This window comes from Rhizobium leguminosarum bv. viciae USDA 2370 (assembly GCF_002008365.1).
Classification (GTDB): domain Bacteria; phylum Pseudomonadota; class Alphaproteobacteria; order Rhizobiales; family Rhizobiaceae; genus Rhizobium; species Rhizobium leguminosarum.
This window is the reverse complement of the sequence record NZ_MRDL01000025.1, coordinates 306,082-328,039: the sequence shown is the minus strand read 5'-3', so window position 1 is coordinate 328,039 and position 21,958 is coordinate 306,082. Positions and strand designations below refer to the sequence as shown.

General features: G+C 61.2%; 24 protein-coding genes. 14 read left to right on the top strand and 10 right to left on the bottom strand.

Annotation, left to right across the window (positions count from 1 at the left end; translation table 11 throughout):
• Window positions 1-11: 11 nt before the first annotated feature.
• From ybgF to ybgC, 7 genes are all read right to left on the bottom strand, one after another.
• Window positions 12-1,001, bottom strand: a complete 990-nt coding sequence (gene ybgF / locus BS629_RS12570) for a tol-pal system protein YbgF (protein ID WP_018243434.1) — start codon at window positions 999-1,001, stop codon at window positions 12-14.
• Window positions 1,002-1,164: 163 nt separating this feature from the next.
• Complete coding sequence (gene pal / locus BS629_RS12565; protein WP_018243435.1) at window positions 1,165-1,698, bottom strand: peptidoglycan-associated lipoprotein Pal; 534 nt, start codon at window positions 1,696-1,698, stop codon at window positions 1,165-1,167.
• A 153-nt stretch (window positions 1,699-1,851) separates the two neighbouring features.
• Window positions 1,852-3,162, bottom strand: coding sequence for a Tol-Pal system beta propeller repeat protein TolB (gene tolB, locus BS629_RS12560; RefSeq protein ID WP_026188517.1), 1,311 nt, complete (start codon window positions 3,160-3,162; stop codon window positions 1,852-1,854).
• A gap of 21 nt (window positions 3,163-3,183) precedes the next feature.
• Window positions 3,184-4,320 carry a cell envelope integrity TolA family protein gene (locus tag BS629_RS12555; RefSeq protein ID WP_018243437.1) on the bottom strand — a complete coding sequence of 379 codons (1,137 nt, stop codon included), beginning with the start codon at window positions 4,318-4,320 and terminating at the stop codon, window positions 3,184-3,186.
• Between the two features lie 8 nt (window positions 4,321-4,328).
• A complete protein-coding gene (gene tolR / locus BS629_RS12550) occupies window positions 4,329-4,781 on the bottom strand; it encodes a protein TolR (RefSeq protein ID WP_017968102.1) in 453 nt (150 codons plus the stop codon).
• An 18-nt stretch (window positions 4,782-4,799) separates the two neighbouring features.
• Window positions 4,800-5,519, bottom strand: a complete 720-nt coding sequence (gene tolQ / locus BS629_RS12545) for a protein TolQ (RefSeq protein WP_003542733.1) — start codon at window positions 5,517-5,519, stop codon at window positions 4,800-4,802.
• A gap of 375 nt (window positions 5,520-5,894) precedes the next feature.
• The gene (ybgC, locus tag BS629_RS12540) at window positions 5,895-6,350 is read right to left on the bottom strand and encodes a tol-pal system-associated acyl-CoA thioesterase (RefSeq protein WP_018243438.1); all 456 of its coding nucleotides are present in this window, start codon (window positions 6,348-6,350) and stop codon (window positions 5,895-5,897) included.
• A 119-nt stretch (window positions 6,351-6,469) separates the two neighbouring features.
• On the opposite strand from ybgC, the gene BS629_RS12535 reads away from it, so the two are divergent.
• The 7 genes from BS629_RS12535 to BS629_RS12505 all read left to right on the top strand — a co-directional run bounded on the left by BS629_RS12535 (window position 6,470) and on the right by BS629_RS12505 (window position 12,762).
• Complete coding sequence (locus BS629_RS12535) at window positions 6,470-7,690, top strand: NAD-dependent epimerase/dehydratase family protein (protein WP_018243439.1); 1,221 nt, start codon at window positions 6,470-6,472, stop codon at window positions 7,688-7,690.
• Window positions 7,691-7,700: 10 nt separating this feature from the next.
• Window positions 7,701-8,537: a glycosyltransferase gene (locus BS629_RS12530; protein WP_018243440.1), complete on the top strand. Its 837-nt coding sequence runs from the start codon at window positions 7,701-7,703 to the stop codon at window positions 8,535-8,537.
• Window positions 8,534-9,451 (top strand): NAD-dependent epimerase/dehydratase family protein, encoded by a 918-nt coding sequence (locus tag BS629_RS12525; protein ID WP_018243441.1) that lies wholly within the window; start codon window positions 8,534-8,536, stop codon window positions 9,449-9,451. The genes BS629_RS12530 and BS629_RS12525 overlap by 4 nt, the downstream gene beginning before the upstream one ends.
• 60 nt (window positions 9,452-9,511) lie before the next feature.
• Window positions 9,512-10,219: a hypothetical protein gene (locus BS629_RS12520; protein ID WP_018243442.1), complete on the top strand. Its 708-nt coding sequence runs from the start codon at window positions 9,512-9,514 to the stop codon at window positions 10,217-10,219.
• 118 nt (window positions 10,220-10,337) lie between these two features.
• Window positions 10,338-10,925, top strand: a complete 588-nt coding sequence (locus BS629_RS12515; RefSeq protein WP_018243443.1) for a 5-formyltetrahydrofolate cyclo-ligase — start codon at window positions 10,338-10,340, stop codon at window positions 10,923-10,925.
• Window positions 10,926-10,928: 3 nt separating this feature from the next.
• Entirely contained in the window at window positions 10,929-11,753 is an 825-nt protein-coding gene (locus BS629_RS12510; RefSeq protein ID WP_011653409.1) for a TIGR00282 family metallophosphoesterase, read from the top strand.
• Between the two features lie 163 nt (window positions 11,754-11,916).
• Entirely contained in the window at window positions 11,917-12,762 is an 846-nt protein-coding gene (locus tag BS629_RS12505) for an MBL fold metallo-hydrolase (RefSeq protein ID WP_018243444.1), read from the top strand.
• Window positions 12,763-12,898: 136 nt separating this feature from the next.
• On the opposite strand, the gene BS629_RS12500 is transcribed toward BS629_RS12505, so the two are convergent.
• Window positions 12,899-13,402: a pyridoxamine 5'-phosphate oxidase family protein gene (locus BS629_RS12500; RefSeq protein ID WP_018445919.1), complete on the bottom strand. Its 504-nt coding sequence runs from the start codon at window positions 13,400-13,402 to the stop codon at window positions 12,899-12,901.
• Between the two features lie 141 nt (window positions 13,403-13,543).
• Between BS629_RS12500 and BS629_RS12495 the strand changes: the two genes are divergently transcribed.
• Entirely contained in the window at window positions 13,544-14,290 is a 747-nt protein-coding gene (locus BS629_RS12495; RefSeq protein WP_018243446.1) for a YebC/PmpR family DNA-binding transcriptional regulator, read from the top strand.
• A gap of 165 nt (window positions 14,291-14,455) precedes the next feature.
• Here BS629_RS12495 and BS629_RS12490 read toward each other — a convergent pair whose 3' ends face one another.
• Window positions 14,456-15,457 (bottom strand): LLM class flavin-dependent oxidoreductase, encoded by a 1,002-nt coding sequence (locus BS629_RS12490; RefSeq protein ID WP_018445920.1) that lies wholly within the window; start codon window positions 15,455-15,457, stop codon window positions 14,456-14,458.
• A gap of 124 nt (window positions 15,458-15,581) precedes the next feature.
• The gene (locus BS629_RS12485) at window positions 15,582-17,897 is read right to left on the bottom strand and encodes a methyl-accepting chemotaxis protein (RefSeq protein WP_020493406.1); all 2,316 of its coding nucleotides are present in this window, start codon (window positions 17,895-17,897) and stop codon (window positions 15,582-15,584) included.
• 244 nt (window positions 17,898-18,141) lie between these two features.
• Here BS629_RS12485 and ruvC point away from each other — a divergent pair, with 244 nt between their 5' ends.
• The 6 genes from ruvC to BS629_RS12455 are packed head-to-tail and all read left to right on the top strand — an operon-like array spanning window position 18,142 to window position 21,957.
• Window positions 18,142-18,651 carry a crossover junction endodeoxyribonuclease RuvC gene (gene ruvC, locus BS629_RS12480; RefSeq protein WP_018243449.1) on the top strand — a complete coding sequence of 170 codons (510 nt, stop codon included), beginning with the start codon at window positions 18,142-18,144 and terminating at the stop codon, window positions 18,649-18,651.
• Window positions 18,652-18,692: 41 nt separating this feature from the next.
• Window positions 18,693-19,307: a Holliday junction branch migration protein RuvA gene (ruvA, locus tag BS629_RS12475; RefSeq protein WP_018243450.1), complete on the top strand. Its 615-nt coding sequence runs from the start codon at window positions 18,693-18,695 to the stop codon at window positions 19,305-19,307.
• Between the two features lie 54 nt (window positions 19,308-19,361).
• Window positions 19,362-19,622 (top strand): AbrB/MazE/SpoVT family DNA-binding domain-containing protein, encoded by a 261-nt coding sequence (locus tag BS629_RS12470; protein WP_018243451.1) that lies wholly within the window; start codon window positions 19,362-19,364, stop codon window positions 19,620-19,622.
• Entirely contained in the window at window positions 19,619-20,017 is a 399-nt protein-coding gene (locus BS629_RS12465) for a type II toxin-antitoxin system VapC family toxin (RefSeq protein WP_017968120.1), read from the top strand. The genes BS629_RS12470 and BS629_RS12465 overlap by 4 nt, the downstream gene beginning before the upstream one ends.
• Window positions 20,014-21,054, top strand: coding sequence for a Holliday junction branch migration DNA helicase RuvB (gene ruvB / locus BS629_RS12460; protein ID WP_018243452.1), 1,041 nt, complete (start codon window positions 20,014-20,016; stop codon window positions 21,052-21,054). The genes BS629_RS12465 and ruvB overlap by 4 nt, the downstream gene beginning before the upstream one ends.
• The gene (locus BS629_RS12455) at window positions 21,055-21,957 is read left to right on the top strand and encodes a metallophosphoesterase (RefSeq protein ID WP_018243453.1); all 903 of its coding nucleotides are present in this window, start codon (window positions 21,055-21,057) and stop codon (window positions 21,955-21,957) included.
• The last annotated feature ends 1 nt before the right edge of the window (window position 21,958 follow it).

The following is a 21,958-nucleotide window of genomic DNA, read 5'->3' as shown; positions in this document are numbered from 1 at the left end:
TCCGGAAGACCTTAGCAGGAGAGGCGCTTCTGTTCGCTCGCAACCTTGCTTATGACGGCACGCGACGCCTTCGGATAACGCTTCGAGACTTCGCGCAGCGTCGCACAGGCCGTCTCGGTATTGTCGAGGGCGGCAAGCGACATGCCGAGCTTCAGCAGCATTTCCGGTGCCTTTTCCGATGTACCGTATTTCTGGTGCGCATTGAGGAAGGTCTTGGCCGCCTCATTGTACTTACCCTGCGAATAAAGAGCTTCGCCGAGCCAGAAATTGGCGTCTGCCGACCGCGCGCTGCTCGGGTAGCGGGTGATATACTGCGTGAATTCCTGTTCCGCCGTGCTGTAATCGCCGGACAGCACGTGGCCATAGGCGGCCTTGTATTGGTCGGCTTCGCTGCCGAGCGAGGCGGTCTGCTGCGGCGTTTTGGTGTTGGCATCGGGAATCGGCCCGGAACCAATTGTCGCATTTTCGTCGACGCTTCCGCCGATCGGATTACCGCTCTGATCGAAATCGATCGAGCCGAGCTCCTTCGGCGGCTGGCCGAGACCGCTATTCTCCGGCACGCTGGTGGAGGGAGCCGTTTCGGCTCCCTGCGGTGCTTGAATTACCTTGGCGATGTCGTCGCCACCGGAGGCGGCCGGAGCGGCATCGGTCTCGCTCTTCTTGACAGGAGCCTTGGTGGCACCTCCGGCGCCGCCCGTCTTTTCGAGCTGCTGGAAGCGGAATTCATTGTCTTCCTGCTGTTTGCGGATCGTCTCCTGCATCTGCAGAAGCTGAAAGCTCATCTCTTCGATCCGGCCGTTCAACTGCCGCAGCTGCTCTTCGAGCTGCTGCACACGGACCTCCGCGTCGCCGCTCTGCACCTTGACAACAGGCGGCGCCGCCTGGTTTTCCGCGGATCGGCCGCCGAGATGTAGCCCGAAGAACGAGGCGGAATAGGCCGCTCGTTCGCTTCCGGTCACAGCCGCGAGGCACAGCATGCCTGCCACGACAAGTTTCTTCATATGTATCGTCCTGTCCCAGTGATTCTTCGCACCTCGATGGCACGAACAGGAGATTTTTCCAATTGCTTTCAAAAAGCAACGGAGTCTGGCCAAAGTGTGGTCAAAAAGAAAAGGCGGCCCCAGATGGGACCGCCTGTCGAAAAAGCGAATTGTTGCTCGGCAATTACATGCCGGCGCCGCCAAGCACGGTAACCGCGCGGCGGTTCTGCGACCAGCAGGAAATATCGTCGCAGACGGCGACCGGACGTTCCTTGCCGTAGGAGATCGTCTTCAGGCGCTGCGCCGGGACGCCGCGCGAAGCGAGATAGTCCTTGGCGGCAGCCGCACGGCGGGCGCCGAGCGCGAGGTTGTATTCGCGCGTGCCGCGTTCGTCGGCATGGCCTTCGACGGTGATCTGGTAGTTCGGGTAGCGGGCGAGCCACTGGGCCTGACGGTCGAGCGTCTGCGAAGCATCGGCGCGGATCGACGAGGAGTCGGTATCGAAGAAGATGCGGTCGCCGACATTGACCGTGAAGTCCTGGGCAGAGCCCGGCGTTGCAGCCCCACCAGCACCGGTGCCGAGGCCGAGGTCGCCGGCGCTGTTCGGCGGCTTCTTGGCGCAGCTTGCGAGCGCGAGACCGGCGATAAGCGCGATCATGACGGGGTTGCGGGCGAAATTCTGCATGCGGCTCATTGCCGGGGTATGAATTCGGCTCATGGCCGGTCTCCTTGCGATTTCATCAGGGTTTCCGGACAGTAACCGCACTCGGTTAACCGCCCCTCAAAGATTATGGTTAACGATTTACTGATTTGTCCCGTAGCCGCCCGGTTTCCATGACTTTGGGGCGACATGAAGGCGGCAGTGCATCGCCTACTCCAGAAGCGGTGACCAGGCCGGGTCGGAACCGTAGGTCGGCGTCTTCACAAGCTGCTCGTTGTAACCGCTGAGGTCGATCGAATAGAGCTGCGGACCGCCCGACCCTGCCGCCTGGCGGAAGAACATCAGGACGCGGCCGTTTGGCGCCCAGGTTGGGCCCTCATTGTGGAAGCCGGTCGTCAGGATGCGCTCGCCGGACCCGTCCGGCTTCATCACGCCGATCGAGAACTTGCCGCCGGCCTGTTTGGTGAAGGCGATGAGATCGCCGCGCGGCGACCAGACCGGCGTCGAATAGGAGCCGTCGCCGAAGGAAATACGGGTCTGGCCCGAGCCATCGGCATTCATCACATAGATCTGCGGCTTTCCGCCGCGGTCGCTTTCGAAGCTGACGCGCGCACCATCCGGCGAATAGGAGGGCGAGGTGTCGATCGCAGCCGTCGAGGTCAACCGCGTCGTCGTGCGCGAGCGCAGGTCCATCGTATAGATGTTGGAATTGCCTTCCTGCTGCAGGCTCATGATCACCTTCTGCCCGTCCGGCGAAAAGCGCGGCGAGAAGGTCATGCCGGGGAAGTTGCCGACGACCTCGCGCTGCCCCGTTTCAAGCTGCAGCAGGTAGACGCGCGGCTGCTGGTTGGCAAAGGACATGTAGGTGACTTCCTGCCGGCTCGGCGAGAAGCGCGGTGTCAGAACGAGATCGCTGCCATCGGTCAGCATGCGGATGTTGAAGCCGTCCTGGTCCATGATCGCAAGCTGGCGCTTGCGCTGCTGCTTGGTGCCGGATTCGGAGACAAAGACGACACGAGTGTCGAAATAGCCTTCTTCGCCGGTGATCTGCTTGTAGATCGCATCGGCAATGATGTGAGCGACACGCCGCCAGTTCTCAGGCTGCGTATAAAACTGCTGACCAGTCATTTGCTGTCCGGCAAAGGTATCCCAGAGGCGGAACTCGGCGCGAAGGCGGCCGTCCGCTTCCTGGGTAACCCGTCCGGTGACCAGCGCCTGAGCGTTGATGACCTTCCAGTCCTCGAAACGTGGCGCAGCGTCAGGATTCGCAATCTTCTCGATGAATGCGGTCTTGCTGATCGGAGCAAACAGGCCGGAACGCTGCAGGTCGGCGGCGATGACCTGCGAGACCTGCGCCCCCATGTCACCCTGCAGGAAGTCCGTCACCGCAATCGGCAACGGCTGAACGTTGCCCTTATTGATATTGATCTCGACGAGAGCGTTCGCCGGCGTCGCGAACGCGGCAGCGGTCATCAGGCCTGCAGCGACCATGATGGCGCGGAAGAAGGAACACTTGTTCATGGAGGAAAAGCCTTTCAGCATTTAGATTCCTAGATCGCTGGGATCGAAGTTGACGACGACTTCGCTCCAGGTATCGTATTTGTCTTTTGGAAGCGACGAGAAAGGAGCCGATTTCATGATGGCGCGATAAGCGCCGCCGGCGAGTGCCCGACGCGTGGATTCGTTATCGCCACCGACCGCCTCGACTTCCGGTTCGCCGACGATGTTGCCGTCCTGATCGAGATTCATATGCACCTTGATGCGAACATCGCCCACGCCTTCCATGCCGGGAATGACAGACCAATTGCCGGCGATGGCACTCTTCAGCGCATCCATCTCGCTCATCGAAAGCTTGGAGCCGCCATTGCTCTTCTTCGCACCGAGCGATGCCTCCTGCGTCGAGCGCTTGGCACCGCCTGCTGAAGGATCGGTCTTGTTCAGCAACGCCGCAACCTCATCGGCATTGAAATCGCTCTTCATCGCCGAAGCCGATTTCGCCGTCTCCTGCTTCTGATCAGCCTTCTTCTTTTCGGTCGGCTTTTCGGCAGCCTTCGGCTGATCCGCAGTCTTTTCCGGCGGCTTCTCGGCGGGCTTCTGTGGTTCCGGCGGCTTCACCTGCGGCTTGGCGACAGGCGTCGGTACATTGTCCGGCAGCGCCTCGGCATCGGGCTTCGGCGGCTCCTCCGGCTTGGCCTGTTCTTCCGGCGGTTTTTCCTCGGGCTTCGGCGGCGTCACTTCGACAGGCTTCGGCGGCGGAATTGAAGCAACCTCCTTCGGCTGCTCGACTTCCGTTTCCTCCTTGACGATCTCCTTGACGTCATTCGGCTTAGGATCGATCTTCGGCATCGGCTTGTCGCTCGAATTGGCGGCAGCCGCTTCAGTATTGCTGGGCTTGGCGTTCGGGACCGGCGGCGTCTTCAGGTCGACATTGTTGTCGCCGGCATTCTCGGCCGGCTGTGCAATCGGCGGCCGTGTCGTCGGCACGGGCGCGGAAGTCTCCTTCTTCGGAGCCTTCTTGTCGCCTTGCTGCATCTGGGTAATGGACTCCACCGGCACGAGATCGACCGGCATCGCCTCGAAATCCTCTACCTTGAAGGATTCCGGAGCGCCAAGCGACACCATCGCCCAGGTGAGCACCAGGCCGTGCAAAACAGCAGATGTGATGACACTGGCCTTCATTTTGCGCGCTATTGGTCCTTCTTCTGCTGCGTCACCAGGCCGATATTCTTGAAGCCTGCACCCTGAATACGGGCCATGACGTCGGCGATGACGCCGTAGGGCGCTGTTGCGTCGCCGCGCACGAAGATACGTTCGTTATAACCGGTGGTGGCGATCGCCTCGAGCTTGGCGGCGATCTCCGCCGCCGGGATCGGTGTTTCCTGCAGGAACACCTCGCCGTCGTTCTTGACGGAGATGGTGATCGGCTGCGTCTCGGAATTCAGCGCCTTGGCCTGCGTTTCCGGCAGGTCGATCGGCACGCCGACGGTCATCATCGGTGCCGCGACCATGAAGATGATCAAAAGCACCAGCATGACGTCAACGAGCGGCGTCACGTTGATTTCGGAAATCACGGCCCTGTTCCGACCGCCGCGACGGCGGCGTCCGCCGCCTCCGCCATTGCCTCCAACAGCCATACCCATGTGAGAATACTCCGTTGGTTATTGAGCGGCAGCGCGCGGCTGCAGTTTCTCGTCGATCTGGCGCGAAAGTATGGCGGAGAATTCATCCGCGAAACCTTCCATTCGGCCCGAGAGCTTGCCGGCATCGGCAGAGAACTTGTTGTAGGCGATAACTGCCGGGATAGCGGCGACGAGGCCGATCGCAGTGGCAAGCAGCGCTTCGGCGATACCGGGCGCGACGACCGCAAGGTTGGTCGACTTCGAACCGGCGATCGCCTGGAACGAGGTCATGATGCCGACGACCGTGCCAAACAGACCGATGAACGGACCGGCCGAGCCGATGGTCGCGAGCGATCCGAGGCGAGCGCCGAGAAATTCGGTCTCACGGGCGAGCGTCACGTCCATCGCGCGGTCGATACGCATCTGCAGGCCGATCGGCGAGCGGGCGCCGCGTTCGAAGGATTTCTTCCACTCGCGCATGGCAGCCACGAAGATCGCCGCCAGACCGGTATTGTTGCGTTCCGACAGCGAGCGGTAGAGTTCTTCCAGCGACTGGCCCGACCAGAACACCTGCTCGAACTTGTCGAACTGGCGCCGCGCGCGGCCATAGGCCAGGTATTTATCGATGACGATAGCCCACGTCCACACCGAGGCCGCGATAAGCCCGAGCATGACGAGCTTGACGACGATGCCGGCCTGCATGAAAAGCGACCAGAGGCTGACGTCCGTCGTTGCTGCTGCCAATCCTACTTGTTCCATTGATCCAAAATCCCCGAATCCAAACGCCCGGTGCTGGACCGGGCGGCACAAACTGATCTCGCAAGAAGTGTCCGGCGGCCGCCGCCCAAAGCCCTGGTCAAACTTCCAAGCTCATCTTCCGCCTTCTTGCCGTCAAATTTGGTCAAAGGAAGGCGTGCACCGCACAAACTCCGACTTTCCCAGTAAGACACCATTATGGTTAATAGATCGTTAGTGCCGGACTGTGACAGTAAGCCTGTATTTGGAAGATTTCGTTCCATGGATTACTTGACCGGAGCAAGGTCCGGCTGCCGAAAGAGCGCTCATCCTGCGGCGCGGGAATTCCTTCACATAAAGTTCAAGTTTTGACAAGGTCCGATTTTTCGGCAATTCGGCCTATAGCGGCATGCTGCCTTCCAGGAATTTCGCTGCCAGTGTTTCCGGCAACCGCCTTGGCCGCCCCCGGGCGTTGATGACGGCGATGATCACCTTGGCGGCGATCAGCAGCGTCTCGCCCGAGCGGATCTGCTGATTGAGCACCATCTTGGCGCCGCCGGCTTTCTCCGTGTGTGTCAGGATCGTCAGCACATCGTCCATGCGCGCCGGGCTCTTGAAGTCGATCTCCATGCGGTGGACAACGAAAACGAGGCCCTCCTCATCGGCGCTGACGAGTTCGCGCTGCTCGACGCCGAGGCAGCGAAGATAATCGGTACGGCCGCGCTCCAGGAAATGCAGGTAGCGGGCGTGATAGACCAGGCCGGAAAAGTCGGTATCTTCATAGTAGACCCGCTGAACGAGGCGGTGTCCGGCCTCCGTCAGCTCTCCCGAAATGGAAAAAGGGCGTTCCGTCATAATTTTCTCCAAACTCAGGTGCCCTGTTTGGCGCAACGCTTCCCGACAGGCAAGCATTGAATGATTGTCACAATTCCTAACTATTCCCGATAATGAGCGACCAATCAGGAGACGATGTGATGAAGATTGCGGTTATGGGCGGAGACGGTTTCATTGGTTGGCCAACCTCGCTGCATCTCTCCGATGCCGGTCACGACATCCATATCCTCGACAATCTCTCCCGCCGCTGGATCGACACGGAACTTGGCGTTCAGTCGCTGACCCCGATGGATTCGATCCAGGAGCGCACCCGCATCTGGCATGCCGAAACCGGACGCCGCATCCACTTCAATCTGATCGATCTCGCCAAGGATTACGAACTCCTGAAAAACTGGCTTTCCGAACACCGCCCGGATGCCGTCATCCATTTCGCCGAACAGCGGGCCGCGCCCTATTCGATGAAGAGCGACCGCCACAAGAACTACACCGTCAACAACAATGTCAGCGCCACGCACAACCTGCTGAACGCGCTGACGGAACTCAATCTCGATGCCCATCTCATCCATCTCGGCACAATGGGCGTCTACGGCTATTCGACGGTCGGGGCGGCGATCCCCGAAGGTTACCTGCCGGTCGGCATCGAAACTTCAGGTGGCGAGACGGTCAACCAGGAAATCCTCTACCCCTCCAATCCCGGCTCGATCTATCACATGACCAAGTGCCTGGATCAGCTTCTCTTCCAGTTCTATGCAAAGAATGATGGCCTGAGGGTCACCGATCTGCACCAGGGCATCGTCTGGGGCACGCATACCGAGCAGACGCGCCGCCATGCGCAGCTGATCAACCGTTTCGACTACGACGGCGATTACGGCACGGTGCTGAATCGCTTCCTCATCCAGGCGGCAATCGGCTATCCGCTGACGGTGCACGGCACCGGTGGTCAGACCCGTGCCTTCATCCATATCCAGGATTCGGTGCGCTGCATCGAACTGGCGCTGAAAAATCCGCCGGCGCGCGGCGCCCGCGTCGAGATCTTCAACCAGATGACGGAAACCCACCGGGTGCGCGACCTCGCCGAGATGATCGCCAGGATGAGCGGCGCCAACATTGCCTGGTTGCCCAACCCGCGCAAGGAAGCCGCAGAAAACGAGCTGATCGTCCGGAACGAAAAATTCCGCGATCTCGGCCTCGACCCGATCACGCTGGAAGCAGGCCTGCTCGGCGAAATCGTCGACGTCGCCAAGAAATTCGCCTATCGCGTCGACCGCGCCCGCGTTCCGGCCGTCTCCGCCTGGACCAAGGACATCGCCGCGACGATCAATCACGATCCGGAAGGCAAGCGGCTGAAATCCGTCTCGTGAGCGCCGCAATATGACGAGCGCCAGCGGCATCCCCGCCCGTTTCGCTTATGTCACACTCGTCACCAATGCCGACTACGCCATGGGCGCAACCGCGCTTGCCCGCTCCTTGCGCCGAACCGGCACCGGGGCTGACATCGTCATTCTCCACACCGGCGGCGTCGATGCGGCCGCCCTTTTGCCCCTGAAAGCACTCGACTGCCGCCTGATCGCGGTCGAGCACCTGCCGCTGTCTGCCGCCTTCAACGAACGCCATGCGCGTGGCCAGCTCCATTCGACAGCTCCTTTCACCAAGGGTCGCAAACCGGATTTCCATTCGCCGCTCGACAACTTCTGCAAGCTCAGGCTCTGGCAGCTCGTCGAATACCAGCGCTGCGTCTTCATCGACGCCGACGCCCTCGTGTTGAAAAACGTCGACAGGCTATTCCTCTATCCGGAATTGTCAGCCGCCCCCAATGTCTACGAAAGCCTCGCCGACTTCCGCCGCATGAATTCCGGTGTCTTCGTCGCGACGCCCTCGCATGACACATTCCGGCACATGCTCGAAAGGCTCGACAGGCGGGACGCCTTCTGGCGGCGCACCGATCAGACCTTTCTCGAGACGTTCTTCCCGGATTGGCACGGCCTGCCGGTTTATTTCAACATGCTGCAATATGTATGGTTCACCATGCCGGAGCTTTGGGACTGGAAGAGCATTTCGATCCTGCATTACCAGTATGAAAAACCGTGGGAAAAGGATCATCCCAAGGCAGCGCGACTACAACCTTTGATCGATCTGTGGCACCGTTTCCACGATGGCGGCGATGTGCCTGAGATCACGGCGCTGGACAATCCGGAAGGGGCAGCATGAAGGTACTGGTATCGGGTGGAACGGGTCTCGTCGGCCGGTATGTCGTCGAGGAACTGCTGGCCGCCGGATATCAGGTGATCGTCGGCGGGCGCCGCGCGCCGCTGCCCCGCCTCTTCTCCCGCCCGGTCGAGTTCGCAGCGCTTTCGCTCGATCCCGACAAGGATCAGATCGACGTCTTCGACGACGCCTACTTCTTCGTGCACGCCGCCTTCAGCCATGTTCCGGGCAAGTATCGTGGCGGCGAGGGCGACGATCCGAAGACCTTCCACAGGTTGAACCTCGACGGCACCGTCCGGCTTTTCGAAGCCGCCAAACGCGCCGGCACGCGCCGCTGCGTCTTGCTGTCCAGCCGCGCCGCCTATGGCGATCATCCCGAGGGAACCGAACTGACGGAGACGATGCTGGCCAAGCCAGAAACACTTTACGGCCAGGTCAAGCTCGATGCCGAACGCGCGCTTGACCACCTCTCCACGCCGGGTTTTGCCGGCGTAAGCCTGAGGGCAACCGGCGTCTATGGCGATCTCTCGCCGAACAAATGGGACGGCCTCATCGCCGATTACCTCGCCGGCCGGCCGGTTCTTGCCCGTCGGGGAACGGAAGTTCACGGCCGCGACCTCGGTCGGGCGGTAAGGCTCATGCTGGAGACGGAAAGCACCCGCATCTCCGGCGAGGTCTTCAACGTCTCGGACATTTCAGTCGACACGCGCGATATCCTTTCGCCCATCCGCCGCGAGACGGGCTGTCGGCACACGCTGCCGGCCCCTGCCGATGACGCTGCGCTCAATCCCATGAGCACTGCGAAAATCCGCACGCTCGGCTGGGCACCCGGCGGAGCGCCCCTATTCGAGGAGACGATGCAGCAGCTGGCCGCTGCGCTGCCGAAATCCCCAAGACACAGGTCCACGCAAGTCTGACGTTGCAGAATGCGTCTAAATTGCAATCGGGGGCCCGAATTAAAAATCGGGGGATTGTCCATGCAGGTCGCAACCACGTCTGCCTCCATCATCTTGCGCGGCACGTCATCGACGGCAGCCATTTCAGCTGCTGGAAGCGAGACCGATCAAGGCGTGCTGAAGCTGCAGCGCGCCACCCAGGCGCTGCAGCAGATGCGCCAGACCTTGGCGAACTCGGGAGACGAGGCCAAGGCGAAGGCGCAACGCAAGCTCGAAGAAGCAACACAGCAATTGGAGATGCTGCGCAGCTCCAACATGGCTCCTGAGGTGGTCGCCCGTCTGGCCGCCGAACTGGCGCGCAAGGTCGGCACCGCCGCCTCCGAATTCGCATCGGCTGTCGCGACCGGCAGCCCGGCAACAGCGGTTTCGATGGATGCGGCCACGGGTGCTGCGGCCGTCGCAACCAGCGGGGCTGATGCTGCGCTGACGGATACCGCAGGAGAAACTGCGGCCGGCGAGACCGGCTCGCAGGAACCGGACGCCGCCACCAACGCCCGCAACGCCTATGCGAGCGTCGCTGAGGATGCCCCGAAATTTTCGGGCATTTCGGCCGATGATCGCGAAACGATGGAAGAGTTCAAGGCGGTGGTGCGCGAACTCAAGCAAGTGCTCGAAAAGGCGATGCGCGAGTTGCGGCAGCAAGACCGGCAGGCCGGAGCCAATGCCGTTCCTGATATGGCAGGCTTCTCCATCGGCGCCACGATAATACCGACAAGCATCGTCGTCTGACGATCCGCAGCCGCCAGCCGACGAGGCGTGAAACGCGCGTGATACCGTCGCATCCGGCATTTGCATCGGACATCCAGCCGTCTATGCTCGGGTAAATCTCTCAGACCCGGCAGATCGAATGACCGCGAAAGAATTGAAAGCGCAGCTGCGCAACGAACGGCTGTCCGCACGCGACGCCATCCCCGCCGAGAAACGCGCCTCCAAAAGCCTCGCAATGGCCGAACATGCCGGCGAGGCCGTCGGTTTTGCGCTGGGTACGATCGTCTCCGGCTTCCTACCGATCCGTTCGGAAGCCGATCTCAGGCCGCTGATGGCGCGCTTTGCCGTGCGTGGGGCGCGGCTCTGCGTGCCGGCGATCCTCGACCGGCAGACCATCGTCTTTCGCGAGCTGGCGGAAGGTGCGCCCCTCGTCGACACCGGTTTCGGCACGGTCGGCCCCGGCGCAGATGCCGCCATTCTTGATCCCGAGATTATGCTGGTGCCGCTTTCGGCCTTCGATATCAGCGGCCACCGCATCGGCTACGGCGCCGGCCACTACGACCGCGCCATCAGCCGGCTGAGGCAAAAAGGCCTGCATCCGAAGCTGATCGGCATTGCATTCGACTGCCAGGAAGTGGCACATGTGCCCGCTGAGCCGCACGACATAAGCCTGGATGCCATCCTGACAGAAAGCGGCCTTCGCTTTTTTGCCTCTTGGATTGGATAGGGAATGCGGCTGCTTTTTCTGGGTGACATGGTCGGCAAGACGGGACGCACGGCGGTCTGGGACCGTCTTCCCGGCCTGGTTTCCGACCTCAAGCTCGATTTCGTCATCGTCAACGGCGAGAATGCCGCCGGCGGCTTCGGCATCACTGAGGACATCTTTCTGGAAACGATCAATGCCGGCGCCGATGTGGTGACGACAGGCAACCACGTCTGGGACCAGAAGGAAGCCGTCGCTTTTGCCGGTCGGCACGATCAGTTCCTGCGTCCCGCCAACTATCCCCAAGGCACGCCCGGCCGTGGCTCCGGCCTTTTCTATGCCAGAAACGGCGCGCGCGTGCTCGTCGCCAACGTCATGGGCCGGGTCTTCATGCATCCCGAACTCGACGACCCCTTCAAATCGGCGGAGGTCATCCTCGACGCCTGCCCGCTGAAGGAGCAGGCCGATGCGATCATCTTCGATTTCCATGCCGAGGCGACCAGCGAGAAGCAGTGTTTCGGCCATTTCGTCGACGGCCGCGCTAGCTTCGTCGTCGGCACCCACACGCATGTACCGACGGCCGACGCACAGATCCTGAACGGCGGCACCGCCTATATGTCGGATGCCGGCATGTGCGGCGACTACGACTCCTCTCTCGGCATGGACAAGGAGGAGCCGCTCAACCGCTTCATCTCCAAGATGCCGAAGGGCCGCATGGAAGCCGCGAACGGACCGGCGACGATCTGCGGCGTCGGCGTGGAGATCTCGGATACGACAGGACTTGCAGAAAAGATCGCGCCGCTCCGGCTCGGACCGCGGCTGGCCGAAACGGTGCCGGAGTTCTGGCGGTAACAGGCGACAGGCGGCCGTCCAACACGCAATTGTGAGGACCCGCCGTCTGGACCCCTGCGGCCTCATGCCGCATCCTCCCCGCCACTCGGGTATAACCCCAAAATCGGTATCGATTTTCCGGGTTATGCGCCGGTTGAAGGTGATAGAGCGCCGGAGGGGTGGCATGAAGCCGCGGTATCTTATCCTCGCTATCGCATGCCTTGCGGCCTTCGCCGCGCCCAATCTTGCCGGGGCACAAGAGCAGCGGCCACCGGTCAGCCAGTGCCAGGCGATCGCGCAAACCATCCCCAAGGTGACCTTCGCAAGTTTCTCCGGCGCCCTGCCGCTGATGCCTGCCGTCTCCGAGGGCGAGGACGTCAAACTGACCTTCCTCGGCCATTCCACCTTCGAGATCGAGACCCCGGGCGGCATCGTCATCGCGACAGACTATAATGGCTGGTACAGACCGGCGACGATGCCCGATGTCGTGACCATGAACAAAGCGCACACGACCCACTATACCCTGACCCCCGATCCCGGCATCAAGCACGTGCTGCATGGGTGGAGCGACATTCCGGGCGAAAAGGCCAACATCAATCTCGTCGTCGGCGATGCCTATATCCGCAACGTTACGACGGATATCCGCTTCAGCTACGGCCTCGGCGGCGCGCATGAGAACGGCAACTCCATATTTATCTTTGAGATCGCCGGCCTGTGCATCGGCCATCTCGGCCACCTGCACTACGAGCTGACAGATGCCCATTATACCGAGATCGGCCGCCTCGACGTCGTCATGGTCCCCGTCGACGGTGGCCTGACGATGGGCGCCGACAGCATGAGCCGCGTCATCAAGCGGCTACGCTCGTCGTTGATCCTGCCGATGCACCGACGCGGCCCGCCAGTCGAAGCCTTCGTCTCGATGTTCGGCAAGGATTTCGACGTCGGCAATGCGCCCGATGCCAGTATCACCGTCTCCATGCGCACTCTGCCGAAAAAGCCGCTGATCTATGTGCTGAAGGGCGTGCAGTAAAAGGCCCGGCGGTTTTCTTTCTACAGCTCCGCGCGTCTTTTCAGACGCGTAAAGGACGCTGTAGCACTTTGAATTGCTGCATAATTTTATCCTTAAATCGATTCCGATTTAAGGAATTATGCAGGGGCACTGCGCGTCAAGCGAACTGCAGGTGACGCTTGATTCCGACATCCGGCATCTTGTCATCGTCGAGATTGGCCTTGGCGATCTCCCAGCCGAATTTCAGCTTGTTGCCTGTGGAAACCCAGATCTCCGCATCGTCGACATGGAGGGACAGCATGGTGAGCTTGGGGTCCTTCTTGCCGCCGTCATACCAGGCTGCGACGATCGAGCTCCAATATTCCTCGATCTTGGAAGGGTCAGGATGCACCTCAATCACACCGGCGAGGCAGGCGTGATAGTCGTGATCCTTACCGACGACACAGAAATGCGCGCGGCTGCCGGGCTTGATGGCGCGCACGATGTCGGCATCGGTCTTGGTGTAGAACCAGATGGTGTTGGTGGTGGGATCGGCATGCGGCGCCATCGGCTGCATGTGCATATCCAGTCCGGAAATTCCGAGCATGCCGGCATGGACATCGTTGACCTGATCCCAGAGCTGACGTGCTGGATGTTCCTGCGCCTCGCTGAGACTTGCCATGACCGTTCCTTTCCGTTGGATGGAGTTCGATTGAAACGCCATCCCCTCGCCTTTGTTCCGAACTGCTTTTTCCTTGAACGGGTGCCGTTTCGCTCTTATAAGGCGGCCCATTCCGAACAATGAGACGTGGACAGGGGTGCCATGGCTGGCCATTCACAGTTTAAAAACATCATGCACCGCAAAGGCCGTCAGGATGCCGTGCGGTCGAAAATGTTCTCCAAGCTTGCGCGCGAAATCACCGTTGCCGCCAAGGCCGGCCTGCCCGACCCGACGATGAACGCCCGCCTTCGCCTGGCGATCCAGAACGCCAAGGCCCAGTCCATGCCGAAGGACAATATCGACCGCGCCATCAAGAAGGCAGCCGGCGCCGACGGCGAAAATTATGACGAAGTCCGCTATGAGGGCTACGGCCCCGGTGGCACGGCGATCATCGTCGAGGCTCTGACCGACAACCGCAACCGCACCGCCTCCAACGTCCGCTCGAGCTTCACCAAGGCCGGCGGCGCTCTCGGCGAAACCGGTTCCGTTTCCTTCTCCTTCGACCATGTCGGCGAAATCACCTACAAGCTTTCCGTCGGCGATGCCGACAAGGTGATGGAAGCAGCAATCGAAGCTGGCGCCGACGACGTCGAGACCGACGAAGACGGCCACTACATCACCTGCGGCTTCGAAGCCCTCGGCGAAGTGGCGAAAGCGCTGGAATCGAGCCTCGGCGAAGCCGAAACCGTCAAGGCCGTCTGGCGCGCCCAGAACAACGTGCCGGTGGACGAGGAAAAAGCCCAGTCACTGATGAAGCTCATCGACAGCCTGGAAGACGATGACGACGTGCAGAACGTCTATTCCAACTTCGAAGTCTCGGAAGAAGTGCTGGCAAAGCTCTCGGCCTGATCTCCTCAGGCAGATGTCAAACATAAAAACCCGGCTGCAACGCCGGGTTTTTTCTTACCGGAAAGGTGGCGCCGTCAGAGTGCGCCTTGCGTAGATCCTAGAGCATGATGCCGAAAAGTGTGGGCGGTTTTCGGACAGGCCGACCCAGCCTAAAATCATCCTGTTCTAAGCGGCGGCTCGCATAAAGCTCCCCAGCCCTGCGAATAGTTCCACCGATGTCAGCCGCGCCTCAATGTCGTGGATCGGCATCGAGATGATCACCTCGTCGGCCTGCGTTTCCCGCAGAAACTCAGTCAGTTTCGCCTCCGCCGTCTTCGGCGAGCCTACAACGGCATAACGGAGCGTGTGTTCGACATTCATCTTCTCCATCGGCGACCAGAAATCCCCCATATCGGCCACCGGACGTGGGAACGGGCCGCGGACATTGCGGCGCAGATTGACGAATTGCTGCTGGGCGGAGGTGAAATGGTAGCGCGCCTCCTCGTCCGTCGCCGCCACCGCCCCCATGACGCCGACCATCACATGCGGCTTGTCGAGCGTCGCCGAGGGCTGGAAGCGGTCACGGTAGATCGCGATCGCATCGAGCAGCATGTCGGGGGCGAAATGCGAGGCGAAGGCATAGGGAAGCCCGAGCATGGCGGCGAGCTGGGCGCTGTAGAGACTGGAGCCGAGCAGCCAGATCGGGATATGTGAACCATTGCCGGGAACTGCGAGGATCGCCTGGTTCTCGACCGGCGTATCGAGGAGTTGCTGCAGCTCCACCACGTCGTTCGGGAAGCTGTTTGCACCGGCCTCGAGGTTGCGCCGCAGCGCCTGTGCCGTGCGCATGTCGGTTCCCGGCGCGCGCCCGAGGCCGAGATCGATACGGCCGGGGAAGAGTGCCTCCAGCGTACCGAACTGCTCGGCGATGACGAGCGGCGAGTGATTGGGCAGCATGATGCCGCCGGAGCCGATGCGGATGCGCTTTGTCGCGGCCCCGACATGGCCGATGACGACTGATGTGGCAGCGCTGGCGATCCCCGGCATGCCGTGATGTTCAGCAAGCCAGAAGCGCTTGTAACCGAACTCCTCGGCCTTCACAGCCATTCGCGCCGAGGCCTTGAGGGACTGGTGCACGGTGCTGCCTTCGGCAACGGGGGAAAGGTCGAGTATGGAGAAGGGAACCATGGGAAACCTGCCGGGCAGTTGGACGATGCCGTCTATGTAGGTTGCGCCGGCGCCATTCCAAACCATGGACGCAACAAAAAAGGCCGCGCGAGCGCGACCCTTATGCAATGTGGAAAGGTGTGGCTTACCGCTGACGGCGCAGCACATGCACCTCGGCGCTCTGCTTGTGATGGCTATGCGGTAGCGTGAAATTGTCGAGCTGGCGGTCCATTTCCAGGGCTTCCGTCGCCAGCCGGTGGATCGCCGCCGTCGTCTCCTCGACCATCGAGGCGTTCTGTTGCGTCATCGTGTCGAGTTCTGCGACGGCGCTATTGATCTCACGCAGCGTATTGGCCTCCTCGCGGGTCGCACCCATGATCTCGTTGATCTGCCCATTGATCGCCTCGACATGGGCGCCGATGCCCGTCAGCGCAACGCCCGCTTTTTCCACAAGCGTAACGCCGCTTTCGACCTCATGCGTCGATTTCTGCAGCAGGCTGGAGATCTCCTTGGCCGCACTCGATGAGCGCTGGGCCAGCTCGCGCACTTCCATGGCGACGACGGCGAAACCCTTGCCGGATTCACCGGCGCGCGCTGCCTCAACACCGGCATTGAGGGCCAGGAGGTTGGTCTGGAAGGCGATGTCGTCAATGACTGAGATGATCGTGTTGATCTGGCGCGAGGAGGCCTGGATTGCCTCCATCGCCGCGATCGTCTCGCGCATGATCTGGCCGGAACCCGTCGTCTCCTTCTTGGCGTCGCGGGCGATGCGCTCGGCCTGTTCGGCTCGCTCGATCTGCCGGCGGACCGACTGGGTGATGGCGCTGATCGCATTTGCCGTCTCGGTGATCGAGCCGGCCTGGCGCTCGGTGCGCCCGGCAAGCTCGTCGGCGCCGGTGCGCATCTCCTCGGAGCCGGCGCGCACCGCCATGGAGTTGCCGCCGATTGCCGTCATGGTTTCGCTGAGCGTCGCCAGCGCCTCGTTGAAATTGACCCGCAGGCTTTCGAGCTCGTTCGGGAAGCGCGTATCGATCTGGTAGGCGAGATCGCCGTTCGCCAGATGATGCAGGCCCTCGTCAATCGCCTCGACCACCTGCTGCAGCGTCTTGGCCTCGGCCTCACGCTCGGCCAGATTCTGCTGGCGGTCGTGCTCGGCCTGCAGGCGGGTCTCTTCGCTGGCAGCTTCGAGCTCGCGGCTTTCGATCAGCGAGTGGCGGAAGCGGTCGAGCGCGTTGGCCATCGTGCCGATCTCGTCCTTGCGGTTCAGGCTGCCGATCTCGCTGTCGAGCTTGCCGTCGGCGACATCGCGGGTGACGCCGGCAAGCCGCGCAAGCGGCGAAAACAGGAAATTGGTGACGAGCCCGGTCGCGATCGCCATGACGACGAGCACGCCGACGCCAATCATCGTCAGCAGGGTGGCGATCTCGATCGAGCCGGCATTGAGCTCGCTCAGAAGCACGCTCTCGGCCACGAGGAAACGGTCGCCGCGATAGTCGATACCGCGGACATAGGCGCGGGCCGCGCCGTCCGCCCGGCTGAAATCGGCAACCGTCATCGCCGAACTGGCAAGCGCGCTCTTGATGAAGGTGAAGGGCGTCGTATCGAGCGTCGCAAGCTTGCCGCTTCCGTCGAGGCCGACGGCGGAGCCATCGCCGGAGACGATCGCCGCCCGCGCCGTGCTGCCCTGGACGATGCCCTTGGCGAGGATGCCGGTGACGATCTCGTCGCGCACCTTGAAGAGAATGACGCCCTTGGCCGCTCCAAGCTTGACGATCGGCACGGCATAAAAGATCGCCGACTTGCCGCTGCCGGCATCGACACGAAGGCCGGAAAAGCCTGTCGGCGCTGCATCATCGGTCGCCTTGGCGGTATTCTCGATCGCCTTGGCGAATGCGATGCCGGCGCCCGTCCCCTTCCAGGCATCCGACTTCAGGTTCTCGGCGAAGTCGTCTTCCTTCTTATAGGAATAGAGAACGGTGCCCTCGAGATCGACAATCAGCAGATCGCTGAAGGCGGTATCCTCGAGGTCGCGGGCGACTTCGCCCTGCGTCTTCTCGTGGCTCGAATAATAAAAGCCGCTCGGCCCTTCCGGCTTGATGAGCTTCTCGCGCTGGTCGGCGGGGTTGGGGTTGCCTGCTATGAAAACCTTCTTCAGTTCGGCGCGGGCATCGCCCGCGGTCTTCTCGATGGTCTTCCAGCCGCTCTTCAGATTGGTGATCGACATCTGCAGCGCCTCGATGCGCGCGATGGAATTTGCTTGGTTTTCAAGCTGCGTCAGCTGGTCCTGCAGCATGTCGCCGCGAAAAATCAGCACACTTTCCTTGGCCTTCAGCGCCTGCTCGTCGGAAATGCGGCTGCTGGCGAAATAGGCAAGCACATCGATGACCGCGATGGACAGCACGGTCATCAGAATGAACGTGACGATGACCTTGAAGGACAGGGACTGAAATCTCTGAGCCATGTACAACGAACCCCTTCTGAACGCGCCTGCCAGCGCGGGCACGCAGCGCATGCCTGATCTACTGACCTGTAAACAGAACATCGGAGGCTTAACTCTTTGCCAAAAGAAGCCCCTCTCGTATTCGATGACTAGAATTCAGGCATCTGTTTTAATTCGCGGTAAATGGCAGGGCCGAAATTCAGGAACGTTTTTGTTTTGTTCACATATCGATGGCACTTATTTCGCAATCGCTATAGGTTGAACCATGCAAAATACGATTCGCATCGTCGGCATCGATCCCGGGCTTCGTCGCACCGGCTGGGGAGTGATCGACACATCAGGCAATTCCCTGCGGTTTGTGGCATCTGGAACCGTGACCTCTGATGGAGACATGGACCTTGCCTCCCGTCTCTGCCAGCTGCACGACGGCCTGGCGGAGATGGTCCACAGCTATAAGCCGGATGAAGCCGCCGTCGAACAGACCTTCGTCAACAAGGATGCGGTGGCAACCCTGAAGCTTGGCCAGGCCCGTGGCATCGCCATGCTGGTGCCGGCACGTGCCGGGCTGCCGGTCTCCGAATATGCCCCGAACGCCGTCAAGAAGGCCGTCATCGGTGTCGGCCATGGCGAAAAGCACCAGATCCATATGATGTTGAAGATCCTGATGCCGAAAGTCGAATTCAAGGGCGACGACGCCGCCGACGCCTTGGCGATCGCCATCTGCCATGCGCACAATCGCGGCAGCAACCGGATGCGCCAGGCACTGGCCGGTTAATCTATACTTGACTTGTTCCCATCTGCTGAGAGACCCGACCCATGATCGGCAAGCTGAAAGGCACCATAGACGAGATCGGCGAAGACTATGTGCTCGTCGATGTGCACGGCGTCTGCTACGTCGCCCATTGCTCGGCCCGCACCCTGTCCAAGCTCGGCTCGGCCGGCGAGGCCTGCGTGCTGTTTATCGAAACCTATGTGCGTGAGGACCAGCTGAGGCTCTTCGGCTTCATGACCGCGCTGGAGCGGGAATGGTTCAACCTGCTCCAGAGCGTCCAGGGCGTCGGCGCCAAGGTGGCGCTCGCCGTGCTCTCGACGTTGACGCCAGGCGAACTCGCCAATGCGATCGCCCTGCAGGACCGCGCCGCCGTCTCGCGTGCGCCGGGCGTCGGTCCGAAAGTGGCGATGCGTCTTGTCACCGAGCTCAAGAACCGGGCGCCGGCCTTTGCCGGCGAAGCGATCAATATCGCTCTCAAGCAGGAACTCGGTGAAGGCGTCGCGGCAGCACCCGTCGCCGATGCGGTGTCCGCACTGACCAACCTCGGCTATTCCCGCGACCAGGCCGCGAATGCGGTTGCCGCGGCAATGAAGGCGGCGGGCGATGGCGCCGACAGCGCCAAGCTGATCAGGCTGGGATTGAAAGAGCTGGCGCGGTGATCTCCTTGAATATATCGCAATTCCTTACTAAACTTGAATGGTAAGGAGATCCGCATGAATATCTACTACGGTACGATGACATCGAAGGGCCAGACAACAATTCCGGCTGAAGTTCGTGAATTGCTGAATCTGAAGTCCGGCGACAGGATCCGCTACATCCATCGCGATGGCGAAATCATCATGAAAGCCAAGAACAAACGCGCCATCGACCTTGCAGGCAAGTTTCACGATCCGAACCGACCGACGATCACTTTGACGGAAATGGACGAGGCGATTGGGGAAGCCATCGCCGATCACGCGACTAGTGCAAGATGATTGGCCTCGACACCAATATTATGCTGCGCTTCCTCCTGAAGGACGATGTCGTCCAGACGGAGAAGGTCACAACGCTCTTCGCGAGCCTGTCCGATACGGCACCCGGCTATATCAGTTGCATCACGCTGATGGAATGCGCCTGGTTCTTGAGACAACGGATCAAGCTGAAGAGAGAACAGATCATGGAGGCGATTTCGGACTTGTTGGACTCGGCCGACCTGATCCTTGAAGATGAAAGAGTAGTCGAGGAGACGCTCGCAATCATGGTGCGGACAAATGCAGAATTTGCAGATGTCTTCATCGCCCTTCGTAATCGTGATGCGGGCTGCGTGACAACCAGGACATTCGATGCCCAAGCCGCAAAAACCATACCTGGAATGGAACTTTTGACATGAGCGACTCCGCCCGCCTGATATCGCCGGAAAAGCGGGGCGAAGACCTTGATATCACGTTGCGCCCGCAATCGCTGGACGAGTTCACCGGCCAGGCGGTAGCGCGCGCCAATCTCAAGGTCTTCATCGAGGCGGCGAAAAACCGAGGCGAAGCGCTGGACCATGTGCTCTTCGTCGGTCCGCCAGGCCTCGGCAAGACGACGCTGGCGCAGATCATGGCCAAAGAGCTCGGCGTCAACTTCCGCTCGACGTCGGGCCCGGTGATCGCCAAGGCCGGCGATCTCGCTGCCCTGCTCACCAATCTCGAGGAGCGCGACGTGCTCTTCATCGACGAGATCCATCGCCTCAACCCCGCCGTCGAGGAAATCCTCTATCCGGCCATGGAGGATTTCCAGCTCGACCTCATCATCGGGGAAGGCCCTGCGGCTCGCTCGGTGAAGATCGACCTGTCGAAATTCACGCTGGTGGCGGCCACCACCCGCCTTGGCCTGTTGACGACGCCGCTGCGCGACCGCTTTGGCATTCCGGTGCGCCTGAGCTTCTACACAGTCGAGGAGCTGGAACTGATCGTGCGCCGTGGCGCGCGGCTGATGAACCTGCCGATCACCGAGGAGGGCGCCCGCGAGATCGCAAGACGCGCCCGTGGCACCCCGCGCATCGCCGGCCGGCTGTTGCGGCGTGTGCGCGACTTTGCCGAGGTGGCAAGGGCAGAAGCCGTCACCCGCGAGATCGCCGACGAAGCGCTGACCCGCCTGCTGGTCGACAATGTCGGCTTTGACCAGCTCGACAAACGTTACCTCAACATGATCGCCGTCAATTTCGGCGGCGGCCCGGTCGGCATCGAAACCATTGCCGCTGGCCTTTCCGAACCGCGCGACGCGATCGAGGACATTATCGAGCCCTACATGATCCAGCAGGGTTTCATTCAGCGCACGCCACGCGGCCGTGTTCTGACCGCAATCGCGTGGAAACATCTGGGAATGCAACCACCTAAGGATATGGAGGCTGCGCAGTTCCGGCTGTTCCAGGAGGACAATTGAGTGATCACCCGCCGCGGATTTTTCAAGGTTCTCGGCGGCAGTGTCGCAGGCGTCATGTCGCTCGGTGGTTATGCCTTCGCTTATGAACCGCTCGCGCGTCTCGCCATCACCCACTACCAGCTGACGCCGCCGGGCTGGACGCCAGGGCTCAAGCTGCGCGTCGTCGCGCTCGCCGATCTCCATGCCTGTGAACCCTGGATGTCGGCAAGCCGCATTGCCGCGATCTGCCACAGGGCGAATGAACTCGAAGGCGACATCACCGTCCTGCTCGGCGATTACGCCGCCGGCATGAACATGGTGACGCAGTACGTGCATTCGAGCCAATGGTCGAAGGCGCTCGCCACCTTGCAGGCCCCTCTCGGCGTCCATGCGATCATGGGTAACCACGATTGGTGGGAGGACAGGACCGCTCAGAAGAACGGCGGGATGGAAACATTCGGACACCGAGCCCTCGCCGACGTGGGCATTCCGGTCTATGGCAACCGCGCCGTTCGGCTCGAAAAGGATGGCCGCGGCTTTTGGCTGGCAGGCCTCGAGGATCAACTGGCGCTGCTGCCGGGCCGGAAGTGGGGCCGCACGCAGATGCTCGGCCTCGACGATCTCGATGGAACGATGGCTCAGGTGACGGACGATGCGCCCGTCATCCTGCTTGCCCATGAACCCGATATCTTTCCGCGCGTGCCCGAGCGCGTCTCGCTGACGCTATCGGGCCACACCCATGGCGGACAGATCCGTCTCCTCGGCCGTTCACCGATCGTGCCCTCGCGATACGGCAATCGCTACGCCTATGGCCATATGATCGAGGAGGGGCGTAATATCATCGTTTCCGGTGGCCTCGGCTGCTCGATTGCACCGGTCCGCTTCGGCGTGCCGCCGGAAATTGTCGTGATCGATCTTGGATAAG

Coding starts and splice junctions, on each gene's coding strand:
- BS629_RS12490 (WP_018445920.1), bottom strand. CDS start 15,457: ATGGTTCCCTTCTCCATACTCGACCTTTCCCCCGTTGCCGAAGGCAGC.
- BS629_RS12495 (WP_018243446.1), top strand. CDS start 13,544: ATGGCTGGCCATTCACAGTTTAAAAACATCATGCACCGCAAAGGCCGT.
- tolQ (WP_003542733.1), bottom strand. CDS start 5,519: ATGGAACAAGTAGGATTGGCAGCAGCAACGACGGACGTCAGCCTCTGG.
- BS629_RS12515 (WP_018243443.1), top strand. CDS start 10,338: ATGACCGCGAAAGAATTGAAAGCGCAGCTGCGCAACGAACGGCTGTCC.
- BS629_RS12530 (WP_018243440.1), top strand. CDS start 7,701: ATGACGAGCGCCAGCGGCATCCCCGCCCGTTTCGCTTATGTCACACTC.
- pal (WP_018243435.1), bottom strand. CDS start 1,698: ATGAGCCGAATTCATACCCCGGCAATGAGCCGCATGCAGAATTTCGCC.
- BS629_RS12510 (WP_011653409.1), top strand. CDS start 10,929: ATGCGGCTGCTTTTTCTGGGTGACATGGTCGGCAAGACGGGACGCACG.
- BS629_RS12555 (WP_018243437.1), bottom strand. CDS start 4,320: ATGAAGGCCAGTGTCATCACATCTGCTGTTTTGCACGGCCTGGTGCTC.
- ruvC (WP_018243449.1), top strand. CDS start 18,142: ATGCAAAATACGATTCGCATCGTCGGCATCGATCCCGGGCTTCGTCGC.
- BS629_RS12500 (WP_018445919.1), bottom strand. CDS start 13,402: ATGGCAAGTCTCAGCGAGGCGCAGGAACATCCAGCACGTCAGCTCTGG.
- tolR (WP_017968102.1), bottom strand. CDS start 4,781: ATGGGTATGGCTGTTGGAGGCAATGGCGGAGGCGGCGGACGCCGCCGT.
- BS629_RS12505 (WP_018243444.1), top strand. CDS start 11,917: ATGAAGCCGCGGTATCTTATCCTCGCTATCGCATGCCTTGCGGCCTTC.
- ybgC (WP_018243438.1), bottom strand. CDS start 6,350: ATGACGGAACGCCCTTTTTCCATTTCGGGAGAGCTGACGGAGGCCGGA.
- BS629_RS12465 (WP_017968120.1), top strand. CDS start 19,619: ATGATTGGCCTCGACACCAATATTATGCTGCGCTTCCTCCTGAAGGAC.
- BS629_RS12520 (WP_018243442.1), top strand. CDS start 9,512: ATGCAGGTCGCAACCACGTCTGCCTCCATCATCTTGCGCGGCACGTCA.
- BS629_RS12525 (WP_018243441.1), top strand. CDS start 8,534: ATGAAGGTACTGGTATCGGGTGGAACGGGTCTCGTCGGCCGGTATGTC.
- ruvB (WP_018243452.1), top strand. CDS start 20,014: ATGAGCGACTCCGCCCGCCTGATATCGCCGGAAAAGCGGGGCGAAGAC.
- ruvA (WP_018243450.1), top strand. CDS start 18,693: ATGATCGGCAAGCTGAAAGGCACCATAGACGAGATCGGCGAAGACTAT.
- BS629_RS12470 (WP_018243451.1), top strand. CDS start 19,362: ATGAATATCTACTACGGTACGATGACATCGAAGGGCCAGACAACAATT.
- BS629_RS12485 (WP_020493406.1), bottom strand. CDS start 17,897: ATGGCTCAGAGATTTCAGTCCCTGTCCTTCAAGGTCATCGTCACGTTC.
- tolB (WP_026188517.1), bottom strand. CDS start 3,162: ATGAACAAGTGTTCCTTCTTCCGCGCCATCATGGTCGCTGCAGGCCTG.
- BS629_RS12535 (WP_018243439.1), top strand. CDS start 6,470: ATGAAGATTGCGGTTATGGGCGGAGACGGTTTCATTGGTTGGCCAACC.
- ybgF (WP_018243434.1), bottom strand. CDS start 1,001: ATGAAGAAACTTGTCGTGGCAGGCATGCTGTGCCTCGCGGCTGTGACC.